The sequence below is a fragment of the Hydrogenimonas thermophila genome (assembly GCF_900115615.1).
GTDB classification, from domain to species: domain Bacteria; phylum Campylobacterota; class Campylobacteria; order Campylobacterales; family Hydrogenimonadaceae; genus Hydrogenimonas; species Hydrogenimonas thermophila.
This window is the reverse complement of record NZ_FOXB01000037.1, coordinates 1-23,072: the sequence shown is the minus strand read 5'-3', so window position 1 is coordinate 23,072 and position 23,072 is coordinate 1. Positions and strand designations below refer to the sequence as shown.

General features: G+C 33.6%; 20 protein-coding genes and 1 pseudogene. 19 read left to right on the top strand and 2 right to left on the bottom strand.

Translation table 11 applies throughout. The annotated features are described in order from the left end of the window. Nucleotides 1–373 precede the first annotated feature (373 nt). Genes BM227_RS10035 through BM227_RS10015 form a run of 5 tightly spaced genes read left to right on the top strand, consistent with a single transcriptional unit; the run spans nt 374 to nt 6,799 of the window. Nucleotides 374–1,093: an SIR2 family protein gene (locus BM227_RS10035; protein ID WP_092913555.1), complete on the top strand. Its 720-nt coding sequence runs from the start codon at nt 374–376 to the stop codon at nt 1,091–1,093. Next, nucleotides 1,083–4,100 carry a type I restriction endonuclease subunit R gene (locus BM227_RS10030; protein ID WP_218147945.1) on the top strand — a complete coding sequence of 1,006 codons (3,018 nt, stop codon included), beginning with the start codon at nt 1,083–1,085 and terminating at the stop codon, nt 4,098–4,100. Before BM227_RS10035 ends, BM227_RS10030 begins: the two co-directional genes overlap by 11 nt. Nucleotides 4,101–4,157: 57 nt before the next feature. Further along, nucleotides 4,158–5,897, top strand: a complete 1,740-nt coding sequence (locus tag BM227_RS10025) for an AAA family ATPase (protein ID WP_092913553.1) — start codon at nt 4,158–4,160, stop codon at nt 5,895–5,897. Nucleotides 5,898–5,900: 3 nt separating this feature from the next. Continuing rightward, complete coding sequence (radC, locus tag BM227_RS10020) at nt 5,901–6,560, top strand: RadC family protein (RefSeq protein WP_092913551.1); 660 nt, start codon at nt 5,901–5,903, stop codon at nt 6,558–6,560. Next, entirely contained in the window at nt 6,557–6,799 is a 243-nt protein-coding gene (locus BM227_RS10015; RefSeq protein WP_177202038.1) for a virulence RhuM family protein, read from the top strand. The genes radC and BM227_RS10015 overlap by 4 nt, the downstream gene beginning before the upstream one ends. 469 nt (nt 6,800–7,268) lie before the next feature. Here the strand turns inward: BM227_RS10015 and BM227_RS10005 are convergent, their stop codons facing one another. Then, entirely contained in the window at nt 7,269–7,928 is a 660-nt protein-coding gene (locus BM227_RS10005; protein ID WP_092913547.1) for a TetR/AcrR family transcriptional regulator, read from the bottom strand. A 114-nt stretch (nt 7,929–8,042) separates the two neighbouring features. Between BM227_RS10005 and BM227_RS10000 the strand changes: the two genes are divergently transcribed. From BM227_RS10000 to BM227_RS09940, 13 genes are all read left to right on the top strand, one after another. After that, nucleotides 8,043–8,792, top strand: coding sequence for an outer membrane lipoprotein-sorting protein (locus BM227_RS10000; RefSeq protein WP_092913546.1), 750 nt, complete (start codon nt 8,043–8,045; stop codon nt 8,790–8,792). Continuing rightward, entirely contained in the window at nt 8,789–9,940 is a 1,152-nt protein-coding gene (locus BM227_RS09995) for a hypothetical protein (RefSeq protein ID WP_092913545.1), read from the top strand. Before BM227_RS10000 ends, BM227_RS09995 begins: the two co-directional genes overlap by 4 nt. 10 nt (nt 9,941–9,950) lie before the next feature. Further along, nucleotides 9,951–12,206, top strand: a complete 2,256-nt coding sequence (locus BM227_RS09990) for an efflux RND transporter permease subunit (protein ID WP_143089733.1) — start codon at nt 9,951–9,953, stop codon at nt 12,204–12,206. Between the two features lie 118 nt (nt 12,207–12,324). Beyond that, complete coding sequence (locus tag BM227_RS09985; RefSeq protein WP_092913542.1) at nt 12,325–12,579, top strand: type II toxin-antitoxin system Phd/YefM family antitoxin; 255 nt, start codon at nt 12,325–12,327, stop codon at nt 12,577–12,579. Beyond that, the gene (locus BM227_RS09980) at nt 12,576–12,830 is read left to right on the top strand and encodes a Txe/YoeB family addiction module toxin (RefSeq protein WP_092913540.1); all 255 of its coding nucleotides are present in this window, start codon (nt 12,576–12,578) and stop codon (nt 12,828–12,830) included. The genes BM227_RS09985 and BM227_RS09980 overlap by 4 nt, the downstream gene beginning before the upstream one ends. A gap of 36 nt (nt 12,831–12,866) precedes the next feature. After that, a complete protein-coding gene (locus tag BM227_RS09975; protein WP_092913539.1) occupies nt 12,867–14,291 on the top strand; it encodes a DUF3375 domain-containing protein in 1,425 nt (474 codons plus the stop codon). 75 nt (nt 14,292–14,366) lie between these two features. Next, nucleotides 14,367–14,570 carry an addiction module protein gene (locus BM227_RS09970; RefSeq protein ID WP_092913537.1) on the top strand — a complete coding sequence of 68 codons (204 nt, stop codon included), beginning with the start codon at nt 14,367–14,369 and terminating at the stop codon, nt 14,568–14,570. After that, nucleotides 14,567–14,851 carry a type II toxin-antitoxin system RelE/ParE family toxin gene (locus BM227_RS09965; RefSeq protein ID WP_092913536.1) on the top strand — a complete coding sequence of 95 codons (285 nt, stop codon included), beginning with the start codon at nt 14,567–14,569 and terminating at the stop codon, nt 14,849–14,851. Before BM227_RS09970 ends, BM227_RS09965 begins: the two co-directional genes overlap by 4 nt. Nucleotides 14,852–14,893: 42 nt before the next feature. Continuing rightward, nucleotides 14,894–15,454 carry a DUF4194 domain-containing protein gene (locus BM227_RS09960; protein ID WP_177202037.1) on the top strand — a complete coding sequence of 187 codons (561 nt, stop codon included), beginning with the start codon at nt 14,894–14,896 and terminating at the stop codon, nt 15,452–15,454. Continuing rightward, entirely contained in the window at nt 15,454–18,804 is a 3,351-nt protein-coding gene (locus BM227_RS09955; protein WP_092913533.1) for an ATP-binding protein, read from the top strand. Before BM227_RS09960 ends, BM227_RS09955 begins: the two co-directional genes overlap by 1 nt. Nucleotides 18,805–18,852: 48 nt before the next feature. After that, the gene (locus BM227_RS09950; protein ID WP_092913531.1) at nt 18,853–19,377 is read left to right on the top strand and encodes a hypothetical protein; all 525 of its coding nucleotides are present in this window, start codon (nt 18,853–18,855) and stop codon (nt 19,375–19,377) included. Nucleotides 19,378–19,395: 18 nt separating this feature from the next. Continuing rightward, nucleotides 19,396–20,004 carry a TetR/AcrR family transcriptional regulator gene (locus BM227_RS09945; RefSeq protein WP_092913530.1) on the top strand — a complete coding sequence of 203 codons (609 nt, stop codon included), beginning with the start codon at nt 19,396–19,398 and terminating at the stop codon, nt 20,002–20,004. A gap of 82 nt (nt 20,005–20,086) precedes the next feature. Continuing rightward, nucleotides 20,087–20,605, top strand: a complete 519-nt coding sequence (locus tag BM227_RS09940) for a carboxymuconolactone decarboxylase family protein (protein WP_092913528.1) — start codon at nt 20,087–20,089, stop codon at nt 20,603–20,605. Here the strand turns inward: BM227_RS09940 and BM227_RS09935 are convergent. Further along, nucleotides 20,593–22,101 (bottom strand): Fic family protein, encoded by a 1,509-nt coding sequence (locus tag BM227_RS09935; protein ID WP_218147944.1) that lies wholly within the window; start codon nt 22,099–22,101, stop codon nt 20,593–20,595. The genes BM227_RS09940 and BM227_RS09935 overlap by 13 nt on opposite strands. Before the next feature lie 753 nt (nt 22,102–22,854). Between BM227_RS09935 and BM227_RS09930 the strand changes: the two are divergent. Beyond that, nucleotides 22,855–23,072, top strand: a pseudogene (locus BM227_RS09930) (IS1380-like element ISSlsp1 family transposase); the annotation flags it as partial.

The following is a 23,072-nucleotide window of genomic DNA, read 5'->3' as shown; positions in this document are numbered from 1 at the left end:
CTATATAATATCGCTGGAAAGGTAGTTACACATGCAAGAAAAATCACTTTAAAGGTTAATGAAGAGTTTGCCAAACTACTTCAAAATATAAGGCACAAAGCTTATGAGATGAGTTTAGAATGACTACTTTAAATCTAAAAATCAGTGCATTTCAAAATATAATAACAATATACTATTGTCAAAAAACAAGGAAATTTCGTAAAAATAGTTCAAAATGTAGTAACTTTGGAGTAAAAATATGTAAGAGATAATTTTGGTGCATATTTAGGCATTTTATTTTTTCAAAAAATGTGTTTTTTAGGGAATATTAGGTGGGTTTTTATTTTATGGATTTATTTGGGCTATACCAAGTGGATATAAAAGTTGGACTGATATGCTATTTTATTTAAAATCTCAAACTGAAAGAGTATCTAATGAAGAAATAGAACAATTGATAAATGAAGGTCAATATGAAGAAGTTGCACAATTACTTTATGAGAATTTAGGTCATATGAGATTTAATGAATTATTAGAAAATGAATATAGTTTAGATAAAGAAGAAATAAAAGGTAGTGTCAATTTTTTACCTTTTGCATTTAAAGAATCACATATAGTTACTACCAATTTTGATAATGTTATTAAAAATGTATATGAAGATAATAGATTTAATTTTTCTGATACTATTTATGGATTTGATGAAGATGAAATAGCAAAATTTTTAAATGATGAATATAGATTGTTAATAAAGTTGCATGGAAAAGCTAATTATCATAGAAAAAGAATATTAACAAAAGAAGAATATGAAAAATTTTATAGTGAACATAATTTAAAGTTAACTCTTGAAAAAATAATGCACAATACTTTACTGTTTATAGGGTGTAGTTTAAATACTGATAGAACTATCAAAACAATGGAAGAGATAATACAAGAAAACCATTCTTTACCAAAACATTATGTTTTTTTACAAATGAATGATATTGAAACAAAAGAAGATATCGAAGAGAGATTAGCAAAAGCAAATATATTCCCAGTTTGGTATGATGATGAAGAACATGATGAATCAATTGAAGCTTTTTTATTGTTGCTAACAGAAGGAACATTATATGATAACTGAAAACCAAGTAGAAGAGTTAGCCATAGATTGGTTAAAAGAGTTAGGGTTTGATTATCTTCATGGAAGCGAGATTGAAAGAGATTATAATGAAGTTTTATTGGAAGATAGATTAAAAAATGCTTTAATAAACATAAATAATTTACCAATAGAAGCTATTGATGAAGCAATTGTTGCATTAAAAAAACAGAACTTTTCTTCACTCATTCAAAACAATAGAGAGTTTCATAAAAAGCTGATAGATGGTATATTGGTAGAAAAAGTTGAGAATGATGAAAAATCTATAGAAATAGTAAAATTAATCGATTTTGAAAATCCTCAAGCGAATGATTTTTTAGTAGTCAATCAATTTACGGTTATTGGTAAAAAGAATCATCGTCCCGATATTGTAGTATTTATAAACGGTATGCCTCTTTTTGTCATGGAGCTTAAAAATCCAGCTGATGAAGATGCTACTATTTTTGAAGCTTACAATCAACTACAAACATATAAAAATAATATAGAAGATTTATTTATATATAATGAAGCTTTGATAATTAGTGATGGAGTTACAGCAAAAATAGGCTCCTTGAATGCCAATTTTGAAAGATTTATGTATTGGAAGTATGTTGATGATGAGAAAGAGGCTCCTTTTTCTTATCAGCTTGAAACATTGATTAGAGGTTTTTTCAAAAAAGAGTATTTAACTAACTATATTCAAAACTTCATTACCTTTGAAGATGATGAAAAAGAGATTATCAAAAAAATTGCAGGATACCATCAATTTCATGCAGTAAGACGTGCAATTGAATCTATAAAAAGTGCAAAAAATAAAAAAGCAGGAATCATTTGGCATACACAAGGAAGCGGTAAAAGCCTTTCTATGGTGTTTTTAACAGGTAAAATAGTTCAAGACAAAGACCTTAAAAACCCTACTATTGTTGTTATTACAGATAGAAATGATTTGGACGACCAACTATTAAACACATTTAGTAAATCTCATGAGCTTTTAAAACAAAAACCTATTCAGATAGAAAGTATTGATGATTTAAGAGAGACTCTTAAAAACAGATCAAGTGGTGGGATTATATTTACTACCATTCAAAAGTTTGCTCTAAAAGATGATGAAGGAGAGTTTCCAAGCTTAACTCTAAGAGAAAACATAATTGTCATAGCAGATGAAGCCCATAGAAGCCATTATGGATTTGAAGCGGTATTAAGAGGTGAAAATTATAAATATGGATATGCTAAATATTTAAGAGATGCTTTGCCTAATGCTACTTTCATAGGATTTACTGGAACACCTATTGAGAGTGAAGATAAAGATACAAGAAGAGTATTTGGAGACTATATATCGATTTATGATATAGAAGATGCAGTAAAAGATGGTGCTACTGTACCAATATATTATGAAAGTAGATTGGCAAAACTTAATTTAGATAACTTAAAAGAGGTTGATGAAGAGGTTGAAAATTTAATAAAAGATGAAGATATTCAATACAAAGAGAAAATAAAAAGAGAGTGGGCAAGTTTAGAAAAATTAGTAGGGGCAAAAGATCGTTTAAGCACTATTGCAAAAGATATAGTAGAGCATTTTGAAAATAGATTGAGTGTAATTGATGGTAAAGGGATGATTGTAGCAATCAGTAGAGAAGTAGCTGTGGATTTATATAATGAAATTATAAAATTTCGTCCATCTTGGCATAATGATGACCCAATGAAAGGGTTCATTAAAGTAATAATGACAGGGAGTGCCAGTGATGATGAAAAGTTACAAAAACACATATATTCTAAAAAAATAAAAAAAGAGATAGAAAAAAGATTTAAAAATATTGATGATGAACTGAAGCTTGTTATTGTTGTTGATATGTGGTTAACAGGCTTTGATGTACCAAGTCTTCATACGATGTACATCGATAAGCCAATGAGAGGTCATAATTTAATGCAAGCAATTGCAAGAGTCAATAGAGTTTTTAAAGGCAAAAGTGGTGGATTAATTGTTGATTATATAGGAATAGCAAATGAACTAAAAAATGCTCTTAGAGTCTATACAAGTTCAGGTGGTAAAGGTAAAACAGCTACTCCAAGTGAAGAGATGTATCATGAAATGTTAAAAAGAATAGACATTATTAGAGGAATGTTTCATGGCTTTGATTACTCTGAATATAAAACGAATCCTCACAAATTATTAGCTCCTGCTACTAATCATATCTTAGGACTTGAAGATGGTAAAAAAAGATTTTGTGATGAAGTGGTAGCCCTTACAAAAGCATATAGTTTATGTTCTACTCTTGAGAAGGCTTTGAAATATAAAGAAGAGGTAGCTTTCTTTCAAGCAGTAAAAAGTATCTTGATAAAATCTCATTCAAACAAAGAGAGAAGAACTAACAAATCAATAAAACATATTATTGATAACTCTATAAAAGTAGAAGGTATAGAAGATATTTTTGATTTAGTAGGTCTTGATAAACCTAATATTTCAATATTGTCAGATGAATTTTTAGAAGAAGTATCACAAATGAAATACAAAAATTTAGCTGTTGAACTGCTTGAAAGGCTACTAAAAAATGAGATTAAATCTAAGAGTAAGACAAGCATTGTTAGAGAGCAAAAATTTTCCGAAAAGTTGCAAACTATCTTAAATAGATATCACAACCGCACAATAGAGACTGCACAAGTGATTGAAGAATTGATTGCAATGGCTAAAGATTTTAGAGCTGAACTTCAAAAAGGAAAAGGTTTAGGATTGAATGATGATGAGATAGCCTTTTATGAAGCGTTAGCACTTAATGAATCAGCAGTTAGAGAGCTTGGAGATGAAACACTTAAAAAAATAGCAATTGAACTTACTGAAACCCTTAGAAAAAATGTAACTATTGATTGGAAATATAGAGAAAATATAAGAGCAAAAATCAAAAATAGAATTAGAGTTTTACTTAGAAGATATAAATATCCACCAGATAAAACTCCTCAGGCGATTGAAACTGTCTTAAAACAAGCAGAGCGAATAAGCGATGAGTGGAGCAATTAATTTGATTGAAAATTCTTCGCTATAATGTACCATAAATTTTTCGTAATTAAGGGTACTATGAAATACTTGATCGAATTTTTACAAAAAGAGGATGTAACTAAAACAGAGATATATGAGCATCTCAAATGTTCAGAAGATGAGGCAAAGATATTGAGATCGATGACACGCCGTTACATAGAAGGAAGTGAAGAGGTAGGTGTTATTGATCTTTTGATGGAGCTTTACGGAGATGAAGCTTATGGCTATGTTTTGCACTTAGATAAGATTAAAAATCTGTTTGAGTTGGGATGGCTGATGCAAAACAGTTTTCATGCCATAAAGCTTGGTGAGCTTTCATCACTGGAGCTTTTACATACAAGTGTAAGTCTTAGTGTTTCGTTTTTAAAATTGCTTGAAAATGGAAATCTTGATCTGGTATTGCCTGAAGTTACGCCATATACTGATCATCTTGAGTATTTGCAAGATCAGTTTTTACGGATTGATCTTTACACTAAAATGGGTTCAGCACGTCATAACTTTAATGCCGCTAGTCCAAGCGTGAGTCGTTTACAAAATAAACTTGGGCTTTTGGAAAAGAGGATCGAAGAGCGGGTTGCCGTTACAAAAGAGCCGATTGTAATAGAAGAGTTTTTTAAAGAGAAGGAGCTTGAGCCAAAAGAGCAGTTAATATTTTTGGCTCTGCTAAAAGAGGAGTATGCAGGCGGAGATGGAAATCTGCGCGATATGAATACATTGATTGATCTGATCAGCTTTGATGAGTATGACCGTTTTAAAAATCGCGCTCTGCTTGAAGAGGGTGCAAAACTTGTTTCAGATGAGATTATTGACTATGATGAGATGTTAAACCCATTTGGAGGGATTACTCGATCCTTTTTTATAAATGAAGAGATCTTGCACGATATCATCCACCCTCAGAAGAAGAAAAAGACTACAAAGCTTAAGTTGGATATGCTGGTTAAAGATCAGGAGATTTTTGAACTGATTGATCCTAAAACAACGCTTGATGATGTTGTTTTGCATCCGCAAACACGTGAAATACTTGATAGATTGTTACAACAGATGGATAAACGTGTAGCACAGCGTCTCAAAGCGTGGGGCATAAAGAGTAAAACCAAATCTATAGATGCACGTATAATTTTTTATGGTCCTCCAGGCACCGGTAAGACGATGACGGCACTTTCACTTGCCAAATCTTTGAAAAAGCAGGTGCTTAGTTTTGACTGCTCAAAAATTCTTTCTATGTATGTTGGAGAGAGTGAAAAGAATGTGCGCAAAATTTTTGACACCTTCAAAGAGTTGGCAGGGAAGTCTAAAAGTGAACCGGTACTACTTCTAAATGAAGCCGATCAGTTTTTAAGCAGTCGAAGCACTGGACACGGAAGTTCTGCTGACAAGATGCACAACCAGATGCAAAATATATTTTTAGAGCAGATCGAGCAGTTTGAAGGAATTTTGATCGCTACAACCAACCTGCTTGAAAATCTTGATACAGCATTTTCACGCCGATTTAACTATAAGATCGCCTTTAAGAAGCCAAACCGTGAACAGAGAGTTGAGCTTTGGAAGATGCTATTGCCTGAAAATGCACCATATGCCAAAGATTTTGATATAGAGAAGTTGGCAGAGTTTAACCTAACAGGCGGACAGATCAATCTGATCATAAAAAATACGGCTTACCGTGTTGCAGTGAAAGATGAGCCGTTATTTACAACTGATGATTTTATTGCTGAGATTAAAAAAGAGCAGGGTGGAAGTTTTGAAAGTGATGGAAAGTCTATGGGATTCTTAAACGGATGATGGATGAAGCGTTTAACTGAACTTTATGAAAAAGATAAGCCAAGAGAAAAGTTAAAAGCAAAAGGGGTTACAGCACTTAAAGATTATGAACTGCTTGCCGTACTGCTTGGCAGTGGAACAAAAGATAGAGATGTAATTGCACTTGCAAAAGATATAGTAAAACTCTTTGAAAATGATTTTGAAAATCTCACTCTTGAAAAGTTGATGAATATACGTGGTTTAGGTCCTGCCAAGGCGATGCAGATTCTCTCTGCCGTGGAGCTGAGCCGTCGATATCTTATTAAACAGAATGTCAAAATCACCTGCGCTGAAGATGTTTGGCGTGAACTATATGAATATACCAATAAAAAGCAAGAATTTTTTCTCTCCATTACACTTACAGGTGCTTCACACATCATCGAAAAGCGTGTTGTAACTGTAGGAACACTCAACCAAAGTCTTGTACATCCCCGTGAACTCTTTGCCGATGCCATTACCGATCGAGCCGCCGGCATCATAATAGCCCACAACCACCCCAGTGGTCAATGTTTCCCCAGCCACGAAGATCGCCGTGTCACTCAACGCATTAAAGAGGTGAGTAAAATTATAGGAATTGAACTGATCGATCACGTAATTTTGACCAAAGAGAGCTATTTTAGCTTTTTAGATGAGGGGGAGCTATGAGTGATGTTGCCATTTATGAAGATGGAAGTTTAGTTTTAGAAACTACTGTTGAGAAAGAGACCGTTTGGTTGAGCCAAAAGCAGATGGCAGAGCTTTTTGATAAAAGTGTAAAAACTATTAATGAACATATAAAAAATATTTACACAGAAGGTGAGTTAGAAAAAGATTCAACTATCCGGAAATTCCGGATAGTTCAAAAAGAAGGTAAAAGATTTTGTGGAGACTGTAAGTACCTATGACAAGAGTTGGTCATTACTTCAATGGAAATAAATTGTCTTATAGAGTATGGTTATTCATATTTTGGAATTTATATGTATTGTTTATATTTCTATTTTTTTCTAATGATATAAAAGGTATGTATATTTTTATGGTAATAGGTAGTTTGCCAATATCTTTTATATCTGAAAGAATAATTCAATTTTTGGATTTATCAATAATATTTGGTTTTATAATATTTTATATTTTTGGAGCCATTCAATGGGGAGTGTTCATTGGTGGTTTGATAGATAAGTTTATATCAAATATAAATAAATTATCGTGTTATAATTTTTTGTAAAAAAGTACTGCTACATATTGGAATCCTCTTTATAAAAGCAATGATAATAAATGGGTAGTTATCGAAGGTAAAAATTGGCAAATTGAGTAACTAATTCTTGCTATTGATAAGAACAGTAGTGATTATACAAGGCTAACTCGTTTCAAAGCTTGCTATAGTTTTGGCTCTAAAGCTCTATTTAAAAATGGAATAGAAGATATAAGTTTTACTCTGTTGGTCACAATTCCAGCAAGCAGGGTTTTAAACATATCATTATAAACCTCTTCATAAATCTCTTCTACATTCATAAATCCATTAATGATCAAAGATGCAAGACCGTGAAGTGACGACCATATAACTATGGCCTGTTTATAGCTATCATCATTTTTTATAATACCGCTCTTTTGCCCCTCTTCTATTGCCAATTTAAGAGTGCCAAAACCACTGCAGTCATCATCTTTTATATCTACAATTCTCTCTCTTATATCTGCATATTTTTTACCAAAAAGCAGAGTATAAAGATTTCTGTTTTCTATTGCAAACTCAATATATTTTTTCCCACTAAGATAAAATCTATCTGCCAAAGGTTTTTCTATATCTTTTAAAATTGGCGATACAGCATTATCAAACTCTTCAAAACCTTTTTCTATAATAGTCTCAATTAGCTCATCTTTTGATGAAAAGTGTCTATATATCGCACTTCGTGATGTTCCTGTCTCTTCTGCCAATATTTTAAGAGTTAAATTCTCTACGCCATTTTTATGTATAAACTCAAAAGCAATATTTAGAAGTTCATCTTTTAAATTTCCGTGATGATATTTGCTTTTTTTCATTTAAGATTTTCCTATTAGGTACTTATTTTTGAATTATAACAGAATAGTCTAAATGTTGACACTGTTAACTTTATATGTTAACATTGTTAACTTCAAAATTAAAAGGAATTGAGTATGTTGAAAAAATGTCTATTTACAATTCTGTTTGGTGTAACTCTTTTTGCACAAAGTGGACTGGAAGTTGCAAAAAAATCTTACGATAAGTTGAGCGGATATAAAAGCAGTGTATCAGAAGTTACTATGGTTTTAAAAAATAGTTCTGGAGATGAAAATATAAGGAAATTGCAGATTGACAAGCTTGAAGGTAGCGATGGTGACAAATCTCTTATAACATTTTTGTTTCCTCTTGATCTAAAAGGTACAAAGCTTTTGAGTTATGAGATTATAGGAAAAGATGATAAACAGTGGCTCTATCTTCCATCTTTAAAGAGAGTAAAAAGGATAAGTTCAAGAAATAGAACAGGCTCTTTTATGGGGAGTGAATTTAGTTATGAAGATATATCTTCGCAGAATTATAAAAACTACACATATGAGGCAGATGTTGAAGATGTAGAAATGAATGGTAAAAGATATTTAAAAGTTGTGAGAATACCAAAAGATAAGAACAGCGGATACTCAAAGCAGATAATATTTATCGATCCAAAGAGTTACCTTGCCAAATTTGGCAAATATTATGATAAACGTGGAAGATTATTAAAAAAGGTCTCATTTTTAGAGTATGTAAAGATAGATGGGGTCTATCGTATAAAAAAGATATATATGCAAAATGTTCAAAACAGAAAGAGTACCATACTCATTTGGGATAAAGATAGGATCAATGCAGGGTTAAAAATAAGAGACTTCTTTAAAAGAGCTTTGAAATGACCCGGTTTAATTATCTGGTTTATTTTTTGATCTTATCTTCTACTCTTTATGGATATGAAAGCAGATCAGAAATCTCTTTAAATCAATTTTTTTACAGCAGTCATAAGAGTGAAACTGTTTTGAGCGGTTTTACTGAGTTGAAATTAAAAAAGAGTGATTTTGAAGCTCTAATGAATTTGGAGTATTTATATAGCAATGAGTACAGTAGAAGAAGATATATAAGTATAAATGAACTCTATCTATCAAAAGAGTTTGATGATTACAGGGTTGATTTAGGTAAACAGATCAACTATTGGGGTGAGTTAGAAGGATACAATATATCTGATATATTTAATACCAAAAATTATTTGAATGATATATTTGACAGTAGTAAGAAAATTGGTTCTTGGGCTTTGTCTGCAGTCAAATATAGCAATGAAGATAGTTTTGAAGCAGGAATCAAGTTTTATGAAAATGATTTGAACTATCCATTTATAACAGACTACAGCAAACATCTATCGACTGAAAAGTCAAGGTGGACTCCATCTCTCTATTTTTTATACAGCTTTGTTACAAATAGCTTTTTAGAGAGTGAAAATAAGATTATCTTTTGGTATGGATATGACAATAAAAGATATTTTACTCCTATTAATCAAACAACAGTATCTCAATTTGCCTATAGAGTAAAGAAGATTATCTTTTTATCAAATATTGTTTATGAAGATTATATCTATAAGGTAGAGAGTGCATACAGCGATGTGATAGATGATCCCAATATAGCTGATTATGCTCAAATCTCTTTTGGAGTAGAGAGAGGTTTGTTTGATCTGTCTGGAGCTGACTTGAATCTATATGGTGAATATTACAGATATATCTATTTTGGCAATGAAAAGATTGAAGGGGTAGATATCTCTGAAATTTATAACAATGATATATTTTTAGCTTTTAGGTTAAATTTTAATGATGTAGAGAGCAGTGTTATAGAGAGCGGTCTTTTATATGATTTACAAAGTGGTGAAAAGGTTTTTAAAATTAAAGCAAAAAGCAGAATAAAAGAGAGGTTCATTCTATCATCTGAATTTTTGAGTATTTATCCTGCTAAAGATGGGTTTTTGTCAAAACTTACCGACCATAGGCGTGTAATGGTTGGCATTACTTACACTTTTTAAGGGATCAACTATGCAAAGTTACATAGATTTTTTAGATAGAAACAGATATAAAATTGTGATTTTTGTGTCACTTATAGTGATGATATTTTCAATATCTTTGAAAAATTTGGGATATGAGGGAAACTATCGCATTTGGTTCGATAAAGATTCAAAGATACTGAAAGATTATGACAATTTTAGAGACAGATTCAGCGGTGATGATACTTTTGTAGTAGCTTTTAAAGATCCAAAAGGAATCTTTAACAAAAAAGCGATTAAGACTATTTTAGATCTTACTGAAGAGTTTCAAAAGATTGATGGCGTTGAGAGAGTTGACGCTCTTACAAACTATCAATACATTAAAAGTGAAGATGATGATTTGATTGTTGAAGATTTTATTGTCAACCTTGATAATCTACAAGAGAAAAAGAGTATTGCATTAAAAGATAATCTTATTTTAAACAGGCTTATCTCAGCAGATGGAAAAACTGCACTCATCGCTGTAAAACTTTCCTCTTCATCCGGTGTTGATGAAGAGGTAAATATCTATGTTATGAAGAAGCTTAAAGAGATAGTAACTTTATATGAAAAGATGACAGGATATAAGTTTTACATATCGGGTACGCCTGCCATTACTGCATCACTGGTTACAATCTCTCAACATGATGCTCTTTTGCTTATGCCATTTGCTGTCATAGCTGTTGTTGTTATGCTCTATCTTGTTTTTAGAGATTTTATGGGGATTGTAGTACCTTCGGTTGTAATTGTATTTACATTTTTGCTTGTTTTGAGCATTCAGATGATTTTGGGCTACAAGTTAAATAACTTTACGGTAAATATACCATCTTTTATAAGTGCAATTGCAATAGCCGACTCTATGCATCTCTTTTTGGCTTGGGTATATTATAGATCAAAAAATATGAGAAATAAAATGGCAGTCTATATGGCGTTAAAGACAAATCTTCTTCCTATAGCTATGACATCATTTACAACTGCAGTGGGGTTTGCAACGCTTGGCATAAGCAAAATAGAACCTATCTCAACTTTGGGGATAGCAATAACAAGCGGAGCATTGATAGCACTTATTCTTAGCGTAACACTGGCTCCGGCAATACTTTTAATGTTAAAAGATGACTACAGAGTTAAACTGCCTAAATTTCTAACTTTGCTGAATATAAAAGGGTATGGTGCTTTTATAGAGAGAAACAGTAAAAAGATAGTAGCGATTTTTCTCTTACTATTTGTCGTAGTTGGTTACGGTCTTAAAGATATTAGAGTCGATAGTAACAGTATTAAATATTTTAGTAAAGATACTATTGTAAGAAGTGGTAGTGATTTTATTGAAAAAAGTATTACCGGACCTTTGGTTTATGAAGTGGTAATAGACACAAAAGAGAAGAATGGAGTTAAAAACCCTGACTTTTTAAAAAGAGTCTCTCTCTTTGAAGATGAGCTTATGTCTCATTTTCCAAATGTTAGGTTTAGTACCTCTTTGAAAGATATTATTGAAAGATTGCAGAGTGTGTTAAACAGTGAATCAAAAGAGTCTATACCCAATGACAGAAATCTTATAGCCCAATATTTGCTTCTTTACTCAATGAGTCTGCCACAAGGTATGGAGATAAATGACAAAATAGATGTTAATGAACGCTTTTTAAGAGTTACACTATATAGCAATGTGCAAGATACATCCAAAGATCTTGAGATGATCAAATGGATAGAAAAGTGGTGGAGTTCTAATGGAAAATATAGTGCCAACGTGCAGGGGCAGACGGCAATATTTGCCTATATGCAGAGTAATATAACTCAAACTCTGATTTTATCTATTACCTCTACGCTTATTATAGTTGTAATAGCTATGCTTTTAATATTTAAACGGCTTAAAATGGTTTTGCTCTTTATTATTCCAAATGTTGCACCTATTGTTTTAGTAGCTGGAGTTATGGGATATTTGGGAATTAATATAGATATAGGTGTAGCGATATCAGCATCAGTTATTTTAGGCATTGCCGTAGATGATACGATACACTTTTTTAGTAAATATTTTACAGCTATAAAGAGTAAAAGTTTTGAACAGAGCATTGACTATGTTATAAATCATAGTGGAAGTGCAATGATTTTAACTACACTCATTTTATCGGTTACTTTTTTGGTTTTTACATTGAGTGACTTTGTACCAAATGTAAATTTTGCAATAGTGACGGTAATTGCTTTGAATATTGCACTACTCTTAGATTTAGTGCTACTTCCTGCACTACTTGCTCTTTTTTTGAGAGTTAATAGATAGTGTAAAAATAAGGCGGGAACTTTGTAGAGAGTATAGCATATAAATTTATTGATGAGTAAAAGATTAATATTTTAAAAAATGTACTATAATATGTACATATTTTTAAAAAGGAGATGTTATGACTGTTCTAACATTTTCAGAAACAAGAAAAAATTTTGCATCTACTATGGATAGAGTGGTACAAAATAGAGAACCAGTTATCGTAACACGTCAAAATAGAGAACCGGTTGTTATGCTCTCTTTGAGTGATTTTAAATCGTATGAAGAGACAATGCACTTAATGCAAAGCATAAATAATGCAAATAGACTCAATCAAGCGATAGAGAGTCTTGAACGTGGAAATGGTACAGTTCGTGAGTTAATAGAAGAATGAATCTTGTTTTTGCAGAGCAAGCTTGGGAAGACTATCTTTATTGGCAACAGCAAGACAAAAAGATTTTAAAACGAATTAATCTTCTAATAAAAGAGATAAAACGAGATCCATTTAATGGGATAGGTGATCCAGAGCCATTACGTTATAACTGGTCTGGTTACTGGTCTCGTCGTATAACAAGAGAGCATCGATTAGTTTATAAAGTAGTTGAAAATGAAATCTGGATAGCACAATGTCGCTATCACTACTAAAGTTGATAATATAGATAAATACAATGGAAAACTTATATGACATTCGACTACCTTAAAGCCCTAAAATCTTCCAAACCGGCACTTAGATTGATCGGTAGTGACCATTTTGCAATGATACTTTCGTGGATGCACGCACTATTTATTGCTCAAAACCGTAGGCGTGCCCCGCATAGAGTGGTTCTTCAGTCATTGGAGGATCATCTGTTTGATCTAAATTCACGTTTTAACAATCCATTTCCACAGACAGCAAAGCACTATTTAGATACATTTGTTAAAGCTGAGTATGGCTATATGCGTAGATATTATGAAAATGAGGAGCTCTTTTATGAGCTGACTCCAGATACTTACAGGGTGCTTGAGTTTGTAGAGTCTCTTCAAAGAAAAGAGTTTGTAGGGAGTGGAACAAAGTTTTCATTAATTTTTGAGCTTTTGGAGAAGTTGGAGTATGAGGCACTGCTCGATACAGAAGAGAGGCTTGCCTCTATTGATGCTCGTATTGCCAAACTTCAACAAGAGCGTGAGAAAATTGCCACTGAAGAGGGTGTGGTGGATGAGACACAGATTAAAGAGATTGTCTCTGAAGTTATAACTCTTAGCCGAAGACTTCTTTACGATTTTAGCGATATTGAGTACAACTTTCGAGCGTTAAATCGTGAGACAAAAGAGAAGATAGCAACTGCTTTTAAGTCAAAGTCAGAGGTGCTTGACTTTGTTTTTGATAGTGAAGAGGCGATCAAAAACTCTGATCAGGGTAAAAGTTTCTTTGCATTTTGGGAGCTTTTAACGAGTGAGAAGAATGAGAAGCTTGAAGAGCTTGGTGAGAAACTATACTCTATTGAATCGGTTGCTGAAGCCGATAAAGATCGTCAACTTGCAAATTTTAAGTATGATTTGGTTGTGAGTGCTCATCAGGTGCAGATTATGGTAAATCGTCTTATTGAGCAGTTACGCCGTTTTATTGATGAGAGAGCCTGGCTTGAGAATCGTCGTGTTTTAGAGTTGATCAGCAGTATTGAAAAGCGTACACTTGCACTGAAACACTACCCTAAAAATAGAGATTTTATGACCGTTGCTCGTCCTGGAATAGATGTGGCAATGCCTCTTGAAAAGAGGATGTTTGAACCGCAGGAGGTTGGTAGTTTCAATGCAGAGTTGAAAGAGGATACTATAGATTTAGATATTACCGAAGCACTTTTTGATAAGTTTTGGGTTGATGAGACGCAACTGCATAGAAATATCATAGAGCTACTTCAGCACCACTCTCAAATCTCTTTGAAAGAGATAGTTGATGCATATCCTGTTAGCAAGGGTGTTGCTGAGATTGTAGGTTACCTTTCACTTGCTACAACGCTAAGTATTGGCTATATAAATGAGAGTGCTAAAGAGGAGTTAGAGGTAGAGGATGTTGACGGTAGAAAGTTGGTGGTAAGAGTGCCAAAGATTCTGTTTATACGGGAGTAAGAGAGGTTAGTATAGAAAATTAGTTTATAGTGATTTTTAGATATAATTTAGGTAGATAGATACAAGGGGACAACTATGAGTTTAGTTGATATTATAAAAGAGGCTTTACATTTAAAACCTGAAGAGAGATATATTGTTATTGAAAACTTAATAAAAAGTCTCAATGTACCTGATGAAGAGATAGAGAAAATATGGATAAAAGAGAGTCAAAAAAGATTCAAAGCATATAAAGAGGGAACTGCTAAAACGGTTTCATATGATCAAGTATTTGGTAAATGAAACTTAAAATACTCGAATTAGCCTATTTAGAGATTGAAAATGGTAAAGAGTACTATAATCTACAAGAAGAAAAGCTTGGAGATAAATTTAAAAAAGAGATTCAAACATCAATTGATAATATTATTACATTTCCTAAGCTATATCCAGAAGTTGAAAATAATATAAGAAGATGCTTACTACACAAGTTTCCATATAGCATTTTTTATACTATTGATAACGATACGATTATCATATTATCAGTTGCACATCAAAGAAGAAAACCCTATTATTGGATAAGTTGAATACCTGAAAAAGTATTAAAACAAAAAGTTGGAGATAAGAGCTTGGAAGAGAAAGAGAGCGGTTTTTCATTAGCGGCAATTGCATTGATCAAAGGGATTGTTTATAGATCTGATCAGCCGATTGTGTGGGAGCATCTTAATCAAAATATTAGTGCTATTGAGAGCTATTTTGAGAAGATTGGACTTGAGGTCTATCTTGATGATGAGGGTGGATATGCCTATCTAAAACAGGGTGAGAGTGATCTGCCAAAACTTGTGCGCAGACAGAGTCTTAGCTTTAAAGTCTCTTTTCTGCTTGCACTTTTGCGTGGAGAGTTTGCACGTAGAGAGGATGAGACAGAGGGTGATGTTGTCATCACCAAAGAGGAGATTGTTGATCGATTTATGCTCACACTTCCTGAACACAACGATGAAGCAAAAGCACTTAAAGAGATAGATGGGGCAATCTCCAAAGTTGTAGAGATGGGCTTTTTAAAAAGATTATCAGATGGGGGTTATAAGATTCAACCGGTGCTTAAATCATTTGTCGATGCAAACTGGCTTGCTGAGTTTGATAAAAAGATGGCTGAGTATGAGAAATTGATGCAAGAGAAGGGGCTGTGATGGAGTCGCTCTTTGATGCCCAAGCACAGCGACGCGGGTTTCGATTGATCCATTTTGAGCTTTACAACTGGGGGACGTTTGATCGGAAAGTTGTAATGCTGAAGATGGATGGTGACAATGCACTGCTTACAGGTGACATTGGATCCGGTAAATCTACTATTGTTGATGCTTTGACAACACTGCTGGTTTCACCTGGGCGTATTGTTTACAACAAAGCGGCAGGTGCGGGGAGTCGTGAGAGGACACTTTACAGCTATGTAGCAGGTGCTTACAGAACAGAGAAAGATGAGGCGTTAGGTCAACTTAAAGCTAAAACTTTGCGTGATCACAACAACTTTACTGTACTTTTGGGTCGATTTGAGAATGAGGGTCTGTTTGAGTCGCTGACATTGGCACTCTTTTTATATCTTAAACCAGGTAACAGAACTCCAGAGCGTTTTTATGTTGTCTCACGAGATAAATTGAATATAGAAGATAACTTTATTCCACCTTTCAAAGATATTCGTGCATTGAAAAAACGGCTTAAACAAGATGGTTGTGAGCTTTTTGAGAGTTATAGAGACTACTTTTCACATATAAGACGAGTGCTTGGTATTCGTGGCGATCAGGCTATGCAACTCTTTTATCAGACCGTTTCTATGAAGTCGGTTGGGAATTTGACAGACTTTGTACGAGAGCATATGTTGGAAGCAAAGCCGATTGAAAAGAGTGTCGATGAGTTGATAGCCAGTTTTTCAGAGTTGAAACGTGCGCACGATGCAGTTTTAGAGGCAAAAGAGGAGATTGCACTTTTAAAGCCTATTTGTGAAAATATTGGCAAATATCAGAAAAAGCAAAATGAACTGCTTGGTTTGGAGCGTCTCTCAAAGTTGATTGGTGTCTGGTTTGCAAAGGAGGCTGGAGCGATTTATGATGAGAAGCTCTCTGCTCTTGATATTGAGGTAACAAAGCTAAATAGTCGGTTGAAACAGACTGGTGATGAGGTTGAACGGCTCTTTAGTAAAGAGAGTGATCTTAGGTTAGATATAGAGCGTAGCGGTGGTGGACGGCTTGCAGGGATAGAGAAAGAGTTGCAGATCGAGGGTGAGAGGTTAGAGAGTCGTCATGCAGAACATCGACGATATAGTGAACTTTTAAAAACTCTTGGTAAGAGAGGTGTAAGCAATGAACACACTTTTCTTTCGTTAAGACAGGAGTTTGAGGGGGAGTTAACTGAAGTACAAGAGAAGAGAGAGAAGGTAGAGGCAAACCTTTTTGGCGACAGAAAAGCTTACGAGCGTTTACAAGAGAGAGCTAAAGAGATAGAGAAAGAGCTTATCTATTTAAAGGCAAGAAAGAGTAACATCCCACAAAATAGTGCTTTGATTCGTGAGCAGATTTGTGATGCATTGGGGATAAAAGAGTCAGATCTTCCATTTGCCGGAGAACTGCTTAAACCGCTTTCAAAACCTTTTAGAGGAGCAATTGAAAGAGTTTTACGAAATTTTGCTCTATCGCTTTTGGTAGATACACGCTACTATGAGCAGATTAGTGACTATGTTGAAAACCATCACTTAAATGGTCGGTTGGTCTATCTAAAGATTGATACATCTAAAGAGTATGAACCGCTTCTTTTTGAAGACTCTACAATGCTCTACTCTCAGATGGAGGTAAAGTCTGATACTCCATTTTATGACTATCTTCGCCATCGGTTGTATTACGATTTTGATTATCGATTGTGTGAAGATATCTCCTGTTTCAGACGACACAAGAAGGCTTTGACAAAGCATGGTCAGGTGCGTCAGAGTGGAAGTCGGCACGAAAAGGATGATCGATATGATATTAATGATGAAAGGCGTTTCGTACTTGGCTGGGAGAATCGTGAAAAGATTGAGAAACTGCAAGAGGATTTAAACACCATCCATGAAAAGATCGATTATCTTAAAGAGAGCATAAAAGCATCAAAGTTAGAGCTACAAACCCTTGAAAATCGGCGTGATACTCTGCGTGATGTTTTACGCTTTGAGATTTTTGAGACAATAGACTACTATACACCTTCACATCGTATAGAAGAGCTGAAAGATGAGCAAAAACGGTTAAGAGAGAGTAACGATAAGCTCAAAGTTCTTGAAGCACAGTTGAAAGAGACAAAAGAGGCTCGTTTAGAGGCACAGAAGAGTTTGAGTACATTGCAACAGAAACTTGGAGAGTTAAATACAAGAATCAGCCAACTAAAAGAGAAGAGAGATAGTGCCTATTTGAAGTATGAGCAGTTTAAAGATGAGCTTGAAGAGGAGTTGGAGCGTATTGTTGCTTTTGTAGAAGAGGAGGGGTTGAATAAGCTCAATCTCGTCAATATTAACTCTAATGAAAACAGGGCAAAAGAGATACTTAAAAACAGAATAGAGTCTATCAAAGATCAAAGAAGGTCTTTGCAAAACAGCATAGAAAAGGGTATGTTGAACTATCTTAACCGCTTTACCCATCAGGCTAAAGAGTTGGATGCCTCCATTGATGCCAGCTCATCATATCTTGCCCGTTATGAGAAGTTACGCAGTGATGATTTGCCAAGATTTGAGAAGAATTTTAAAAACAAATTTAAAGAGGGAACAATAACGCAGGTTATACAATTGAGTGCTAGGCTTGATATGGCACGTAAAGAGATTACCCAAAAGATTAGTATGATCAACGGTGCATTGAAGCTTATAGAGTATAACCCCGACACCTACATAGAACTACTTGCCGAACCAACCAAAGATACAGAGATCTCAGCCTTTAGATCTGAGCTTAAAATGATGACAACCGGTGCTATAGATAGAGATGATGAGAGTGGTTTTAGTGAAGAGAAATTTATAATGATGAAGGATCTTATAGAGCGTTTTGCCGGTCGTAAGGGGTTTGTTGATATCGATGCTAAGTGGCGTAAAAAGGTGATAGATGTACGTAACTGGTTCACTTTTGGGGCAGTTGAGCGTTATGTGAGTGATGAAACGGTAAAAGAGTATTATGCCGATAGTGCCGGTAAAAGTGGTGGACAGAAAGAGAAACTTGCCTATACTGTTCTTGCATCGGCTCTTGCTTATCAGTTTGGTCTGATCGACACCAATGTAAAGAGCCGAACCTTCAGGTTTGCAATGATCGATGAGGCATTTGGTAAAGGAAGTGACACAAGCGCCCGTTATGCTTTGGAGCTGTTTAAAAAGCTTGATCTGCAACTTTTAGTTGTTACCCCAAAACAGAAGATCCACGTTATAGAGCCTTTTGTCAAATCGATTCACTTTGTCTATAACAAAGATGGTAAAGATTCCAATCTGGTAAGTCTTGATATTGAGAGTTATAGAGAGCAGAAAGAGGGGAGTTTTAAACAATGAGAAGATTAAGAGCTGAAAATGGACTTCATTAAAAGTAAGGAAGAGTAGATGGCAAAGGTTACGCTTAAAGATATAAAAAGTAAATTTGCATTGTTGTCACCAAGGGAGCAGGAGAAACTGATTGGCGATCTTTATAGATTTTCAAATGAGACAAAACGTTTTTTAGAACAACGTCTTTTTGGTGCAAATATAGAGCCATATTTAAATGATCTTGAGAGATTAACATATGATAGATTTGAAAGTACTCCACCAAAGCTTATAGTTGCAAAAGATGTCAATAGAGTTTTAACTCAGGCTAAAAAGGCTGGTTTGGATGAATTTGGCATGATGGAGCTACACTTTTATGTTTTTGAAGCTTATGTTGTTTATATTGATATGTTTGGTATTAGTGATGAAGCTATAGAAAATAAATGTGCTATGCATCTTGACAAATCATTGGCGTTATTGAAAAAAGTAGAACTACCTTTAGAGGATAAGAGAAATAAATTTCAAGAAGCTATTGACATTGTCGATAAACACAATAATATGTATAGAGATCATCTATATGATATTTTAGATGATTACTCTTTTTAATTCAGTTAAAGAGATATAATGAATATGAAAGATAATCTACTACAAGACAATGATACACGCAATAAACTTCTTGATACAGCTTTTTTAGAGGTTTACAAAAAAGGTTATCACGGTGCTTCAGTCAATGCTATTTTAAAAGAGGCTGGTGTACCAAAGGGGAGTTTGTATCACTTTTTTCCATCTAAAAAAGAGCTTGTCTTATCTGTTGTAAAAGAGAGAATTATTCCTAAATTGGAGCAGTTTTTTGATTTTACACTTAATGATGGGGAGTCTGTAACTCAATGTTTAGAGAGAGTCTTTGAAAAGATGAAGAGCCACGATTTACTCATTCAGAATGGTTGTCCTCTTCATCGTTTGATTGTAGAGATGGCACCATTAGATAGCAAATTTGAAAAAGTTTTAAATGAAGCCTTTAACCATTTTGTAGAGAACCTCTCAACTCTTTTTGTACAAGGTATTGAAAAAGGTGAGTTTCACTCTTTTGATACAGACAAGATGGCAAGGTTTTTCATCACATCTACTTGGGGAGAACTCTCACTATCTCCATCTTTATCATCTTTAGAATCCTTCGATGCTCATATAAAATCTCTTTTAGATCATATGAAACTTTATAAAACTTTACATTAATTAGACCAATAAGTCTAATGAGTATATAAGGCTAATCTTCCTATAATGTTACTAGACCAATAAGTCTAGTAAAGGAGTAATTATGTCTATATCTATTCAAGCATCTGAATTATCAAAAAAGTTGATTGAAGAAGTAAAGATCCAATTTGGCACTGTACCGCCACACTTTGAGATCTTTGCAGTAGTCAATCCAGAACGATTTAAAATCTTTTTTGATGAAATTGTTTATCTCTCAAATCATAAAAGCATAGATCCTAATCTATTTGCATTTTTGCGTCTCTATATTGCAAAAAGAGAGGGATTTAGCTATTGCCAACTATTTAATACCAAACTCCTTTTATCTAAAGGCTACACTAAAGATGAGATTGAAGAGTCGATGAGTGATATTGAGGCAATTCCATTAGATGATCGTCACAAAGCTTTAGCAAAAAATGCAGTAAAGGCGATCTTTTCACCTCAAACATTTAATGATGAAGAGATCGAATCTTTACTAAGTTTAGGTTGGAGCCATTCCGATGTTTATGATGCAGTCGATCATGTTGCCTATTTGTTAAGACATGGACGAGTGATTCAAGTGTTTTTGAAAAACTATTTTGTATGAAAATGGTGGAGATTTTGGTCTATTAGAACTTTTTGCAATTTCTCTATCTCTTGATCTGTTAGTTTATCAAAGTATTTGTATCTTTTCTTTTTAGAGAGTTTTCCATGATTTTGGAGCGTAAAGCGAATAAAGAGATCAATCATACGATCAGGCATATCAATAATCTCTTTCATAGCTTCTTTTGTTTTATTATAAGCCGATAAGAAGAGTAGTTCATTTGGTAATTCATTTTCTATAGTTTCTTTTACAAAGCTATAAAGTGCTTCGCTTTGTTGTGTAAGATCCATATATCTATACCAATGTGCTGTATCTGATGAAACTTTCATAATGCCATCTTCATCAAGAGTATAATCAATTAGTGGTATAAGTTTAGATGAAAAAGCCTCTAATGATTGATCGTAAGAGAGACTTTTCTTTAACATAACAGCAGAAACTGGGAACATTATGCCTCTTGGAGTAAAACCTCTTATTGCAAGTATATTGTGAATCAAAAAGCGATGAATTCTTCCATTTCCATCTTCAAATGGGTGCAGGAAGACAAAGCCGTATGCTATGACGGATGCGTGTATAATGGGATTTACATTACCTTCAATCATGCGATGATGGCATAAGATTAACCCTTCCATTAACTCTTCTAACTCTTTAGGTTTTGGTGAAATATAGTGGATCTTCTCTCTTCCATGTAAGAGCGTCTCACCGACATAATTTTGATTTTTACGATAATCTTTATCTGCAAATCTTTTATCTACAATTCGGTTTTGAAGTTCAATCAATCTCTCTTTTTGGCAAAAGTCATCTTCTTGTGCCTCTTGAAGTAGTGCAACAAATCTTTCGGTACGTGTGTTGTTCGGTTCTTCATGTTCTATGAAAAATGAAGATTTAGTTTCTTTGGTATAAAGATATGCAAGAGCTTTTCTTAAAATCTCAGGAGGATAATTCACAATCAACTCTTTACATACTTGTGCCAGATCTTCATTTTCCATATTTTTTAGAGTCTCTGTTTTACGAACTATAGGGCAGAATGCTTTTGTCCCTAGTAGATTGTTTCGTACTCTTTGTCTTTTAACAGATGTGCCTTTTGAGAGTGTATAGTATTGATCAACCTCAAGTAGGTCAATATAGTTTCCCTGTTTTAGATCGTCTATAGGTAGCTTTTTACCTGTCAGGAACTCATAAAGAAACCAGATGCGTCTTGCATATTTACCTGTTCTTTTAGATTTAATGTATTCAATCAGATCATTTGTATCAATAACAGAAAATATTTGTGAAAGTATAGATAGATTTATACCATCATACTTGAATGCAAACTCCAATTGTTCCCCTATACTTTTACCTGGTTTGTACTTGGCAGGAAATATCTCTTTAATGTAGTCATTACTCTTTTGTTTGTGATGTGTTTGGCTCTCTTTCCAAATGAATGAACGGTGCCAGTTGGGTATGACATTAAGATTGTATTTTTGTATGATAGCTTCATAACCTTCTGCACTATACTTCACGCTAATTCCTTGAAAAATAGTTATCTTTTTTGAAAAATAGTTATATATTCTATCACACTTTGAAAAATGATTATACTAAACTCCAATAAAATCAAAATATTTCTCAAATTCCAACAGATCATATAACAACATTTTTTTGTACTTTGCCAAATAACCATTTCCACTGTGCAATAGTCCAGTCATATGCTGTTAAGATTTGATAGCACTTGACATTATCTCTTTAAAAAAATGTTCAGTTTGGTTTAGTTGTGGTGAGTATGATGGTAAAAATGCTAAGGTCATATTGTCTCTTTTAAGATAGTTTGACTAGAAAAAAGAGCATTGTCCTAAATAATGATTAATAGGTAGTTATTAGGAAACTCTTTTTGAAGTTCATTTAAAAATATATCAATATTTTTAGCATTTACATCATTCATAAGAAGAAAGCTATCACCACTAGTTGAATCAATTGCACTAAAGAGATGAGGTTTATTTATATTTAAGAGGATACTATTTTTATAGCGTTTTAATTCCTCTTTTCTATTTTTGTTATATAGTTTTATCCATTTTATGGTATCACCATTTTAGAAAGTTTTTGAACAATTCTTGTTCCAATTTTTAAATGCTAAAGATGGTGAGAAATAACCCCCAATAAATCCATACCAAATTAGACAACAAGCCAAATTGCTCTATAATTAGGTATTTACAAACGAAAAAGTTACACCTAAAACTTTCACCCAATGGGTGTAACTTTTTCAAACACGGAAGGAAATTATGCCACAAACTATATTAAGCTTTGATATTGAAACAACAAATGAGAAATTAACACCAAGAGCAGGTGTAGCAATATTTGGTGAATACCTAAAAGGTATGAATCTTGAACACCTTTGTAATACAAACATTCCCTTGGCTAAACATCCAAATGGGTACGATCCATTTGAGTTCATATATCCTTTGATTCTAATGCTTCACAGCAGTGGTCGTGTACTTGA

Coding starts and splice junctions, on each gene's coding strand:
- BM227_RS10035 (WP_092913555.1), top strand. CDS start 374: ATGCTATTTTATTTAAAATCTCAAACTGAAAGAGTATCTAATGAAGAA.
- BM227_RS10030 (WP_218147945.1), top strand. CDS start 1,083: ATGATAACTGAAAACCAAGTAGAAGAGTTAGCCATAGATTGGTTAAAA.
- BM227_RS10025 (WP_092913553.1), top strand. CDS start 4,158: ATGAAATACTTGATCGAATTTTTACAAAAAGAGGATGTAACTAAAACA.
- radC (WP_092913551.1), top strand. CDS start 5,901: ATGAAGCGTTTAACTGAACTTTATGAAAAAGATAAGCCAAGAGAAAAG.
- BM227_RS10015 (WP_177202038.1), top strand. CDS start 6,557: ATGAGTGATGTTGCCATTTATGAAGATGGAAGTTTAGTTTTAGAAACT.
- BM227_RS10005 (WP_092913547.1), bottom strand. CDS start 7,928: ATGAAAAAAAGCAAATATCATCACGGAAATTTAAAAGATGAACTTCTA.
- BM227_RS10000 (WP_092913546.1), top strand. CDS start 8,043: ATGTTGAAAAAATGTCTATTTACAATTCTGTTTGGTGTAACTCTTTTT.
- BM227_RS09995 (WP_092913545.1), top strand. CDS start 8,789: ATGACCCGGTTTAATTATCTGGTTTATTTTTTGATCTTATCTTCTACT.
- BM227_RS09990 (WP_143089733.1), top strand. CDS start 9,951: ATGCAAAGTTACATAGATTTTTTAGATAGAAACAGATATAAAATTGTG.
- BM227_RS09985 (WP_092913542.1), top strand. CDS start 12,325: ATGACTGTTCTAACATTTTCAGAAACAAGAAAAAATTTTGCATCTACT.
- BM227_RS09980 (WP_092913540.1), top strand. CDS start 12,576: ATGAATCTTGTTTTTGCAGAGCAAGCTTGGGAAGACTATCTTTATTGG.
- BM227_RS09975 (WP_092913539.1), top strand. CDS start 12,867: ATGACATTCGACTACCTTAAAGCCCTAAAATCTTCCAAACCGGCACTT.
- BM227_RS09970 (WP_092913537.1), top strand. CDS start 14,367: ATGAGTTTAGTTGATATTATAAAAGAGGCTTTACATTTAAAACCTGAA.
- BM227_RS09965 (WP_092913536.1), top strand. CDS start 14,567: ATGAAACTTAAAATACTCGAATTAGCCTATTTAGAGATTGAAAATGGT.
- BM227_RS09955 (WP_092913533.1), top strand. CDS start 15,454: ATGGAGTCGCTCTTTGATGCCCAAGCACAGCGACGCGGGTTTCGATTG.
- BM227_RS09950 (WP_092913531.1), top strand. CDS start 18,853: ATGGCAAAGGTTACGCTTAAAGATATAAAAAGTAAATTTGCATTGTTG.
- BM227_RS09945 (WP_092913530.1), top strand. CDS start 19,396: ATGAATATGAAAGATAATCTACTACAAGACAATGATACACGCAATAAA.
- BM227_RS09940 (WP_092913528.1), top strand. CDS start 20,087: ATGTCTATATCTATTCAAGCATCTGAATTATCAAAAAAGTTGATTGAA.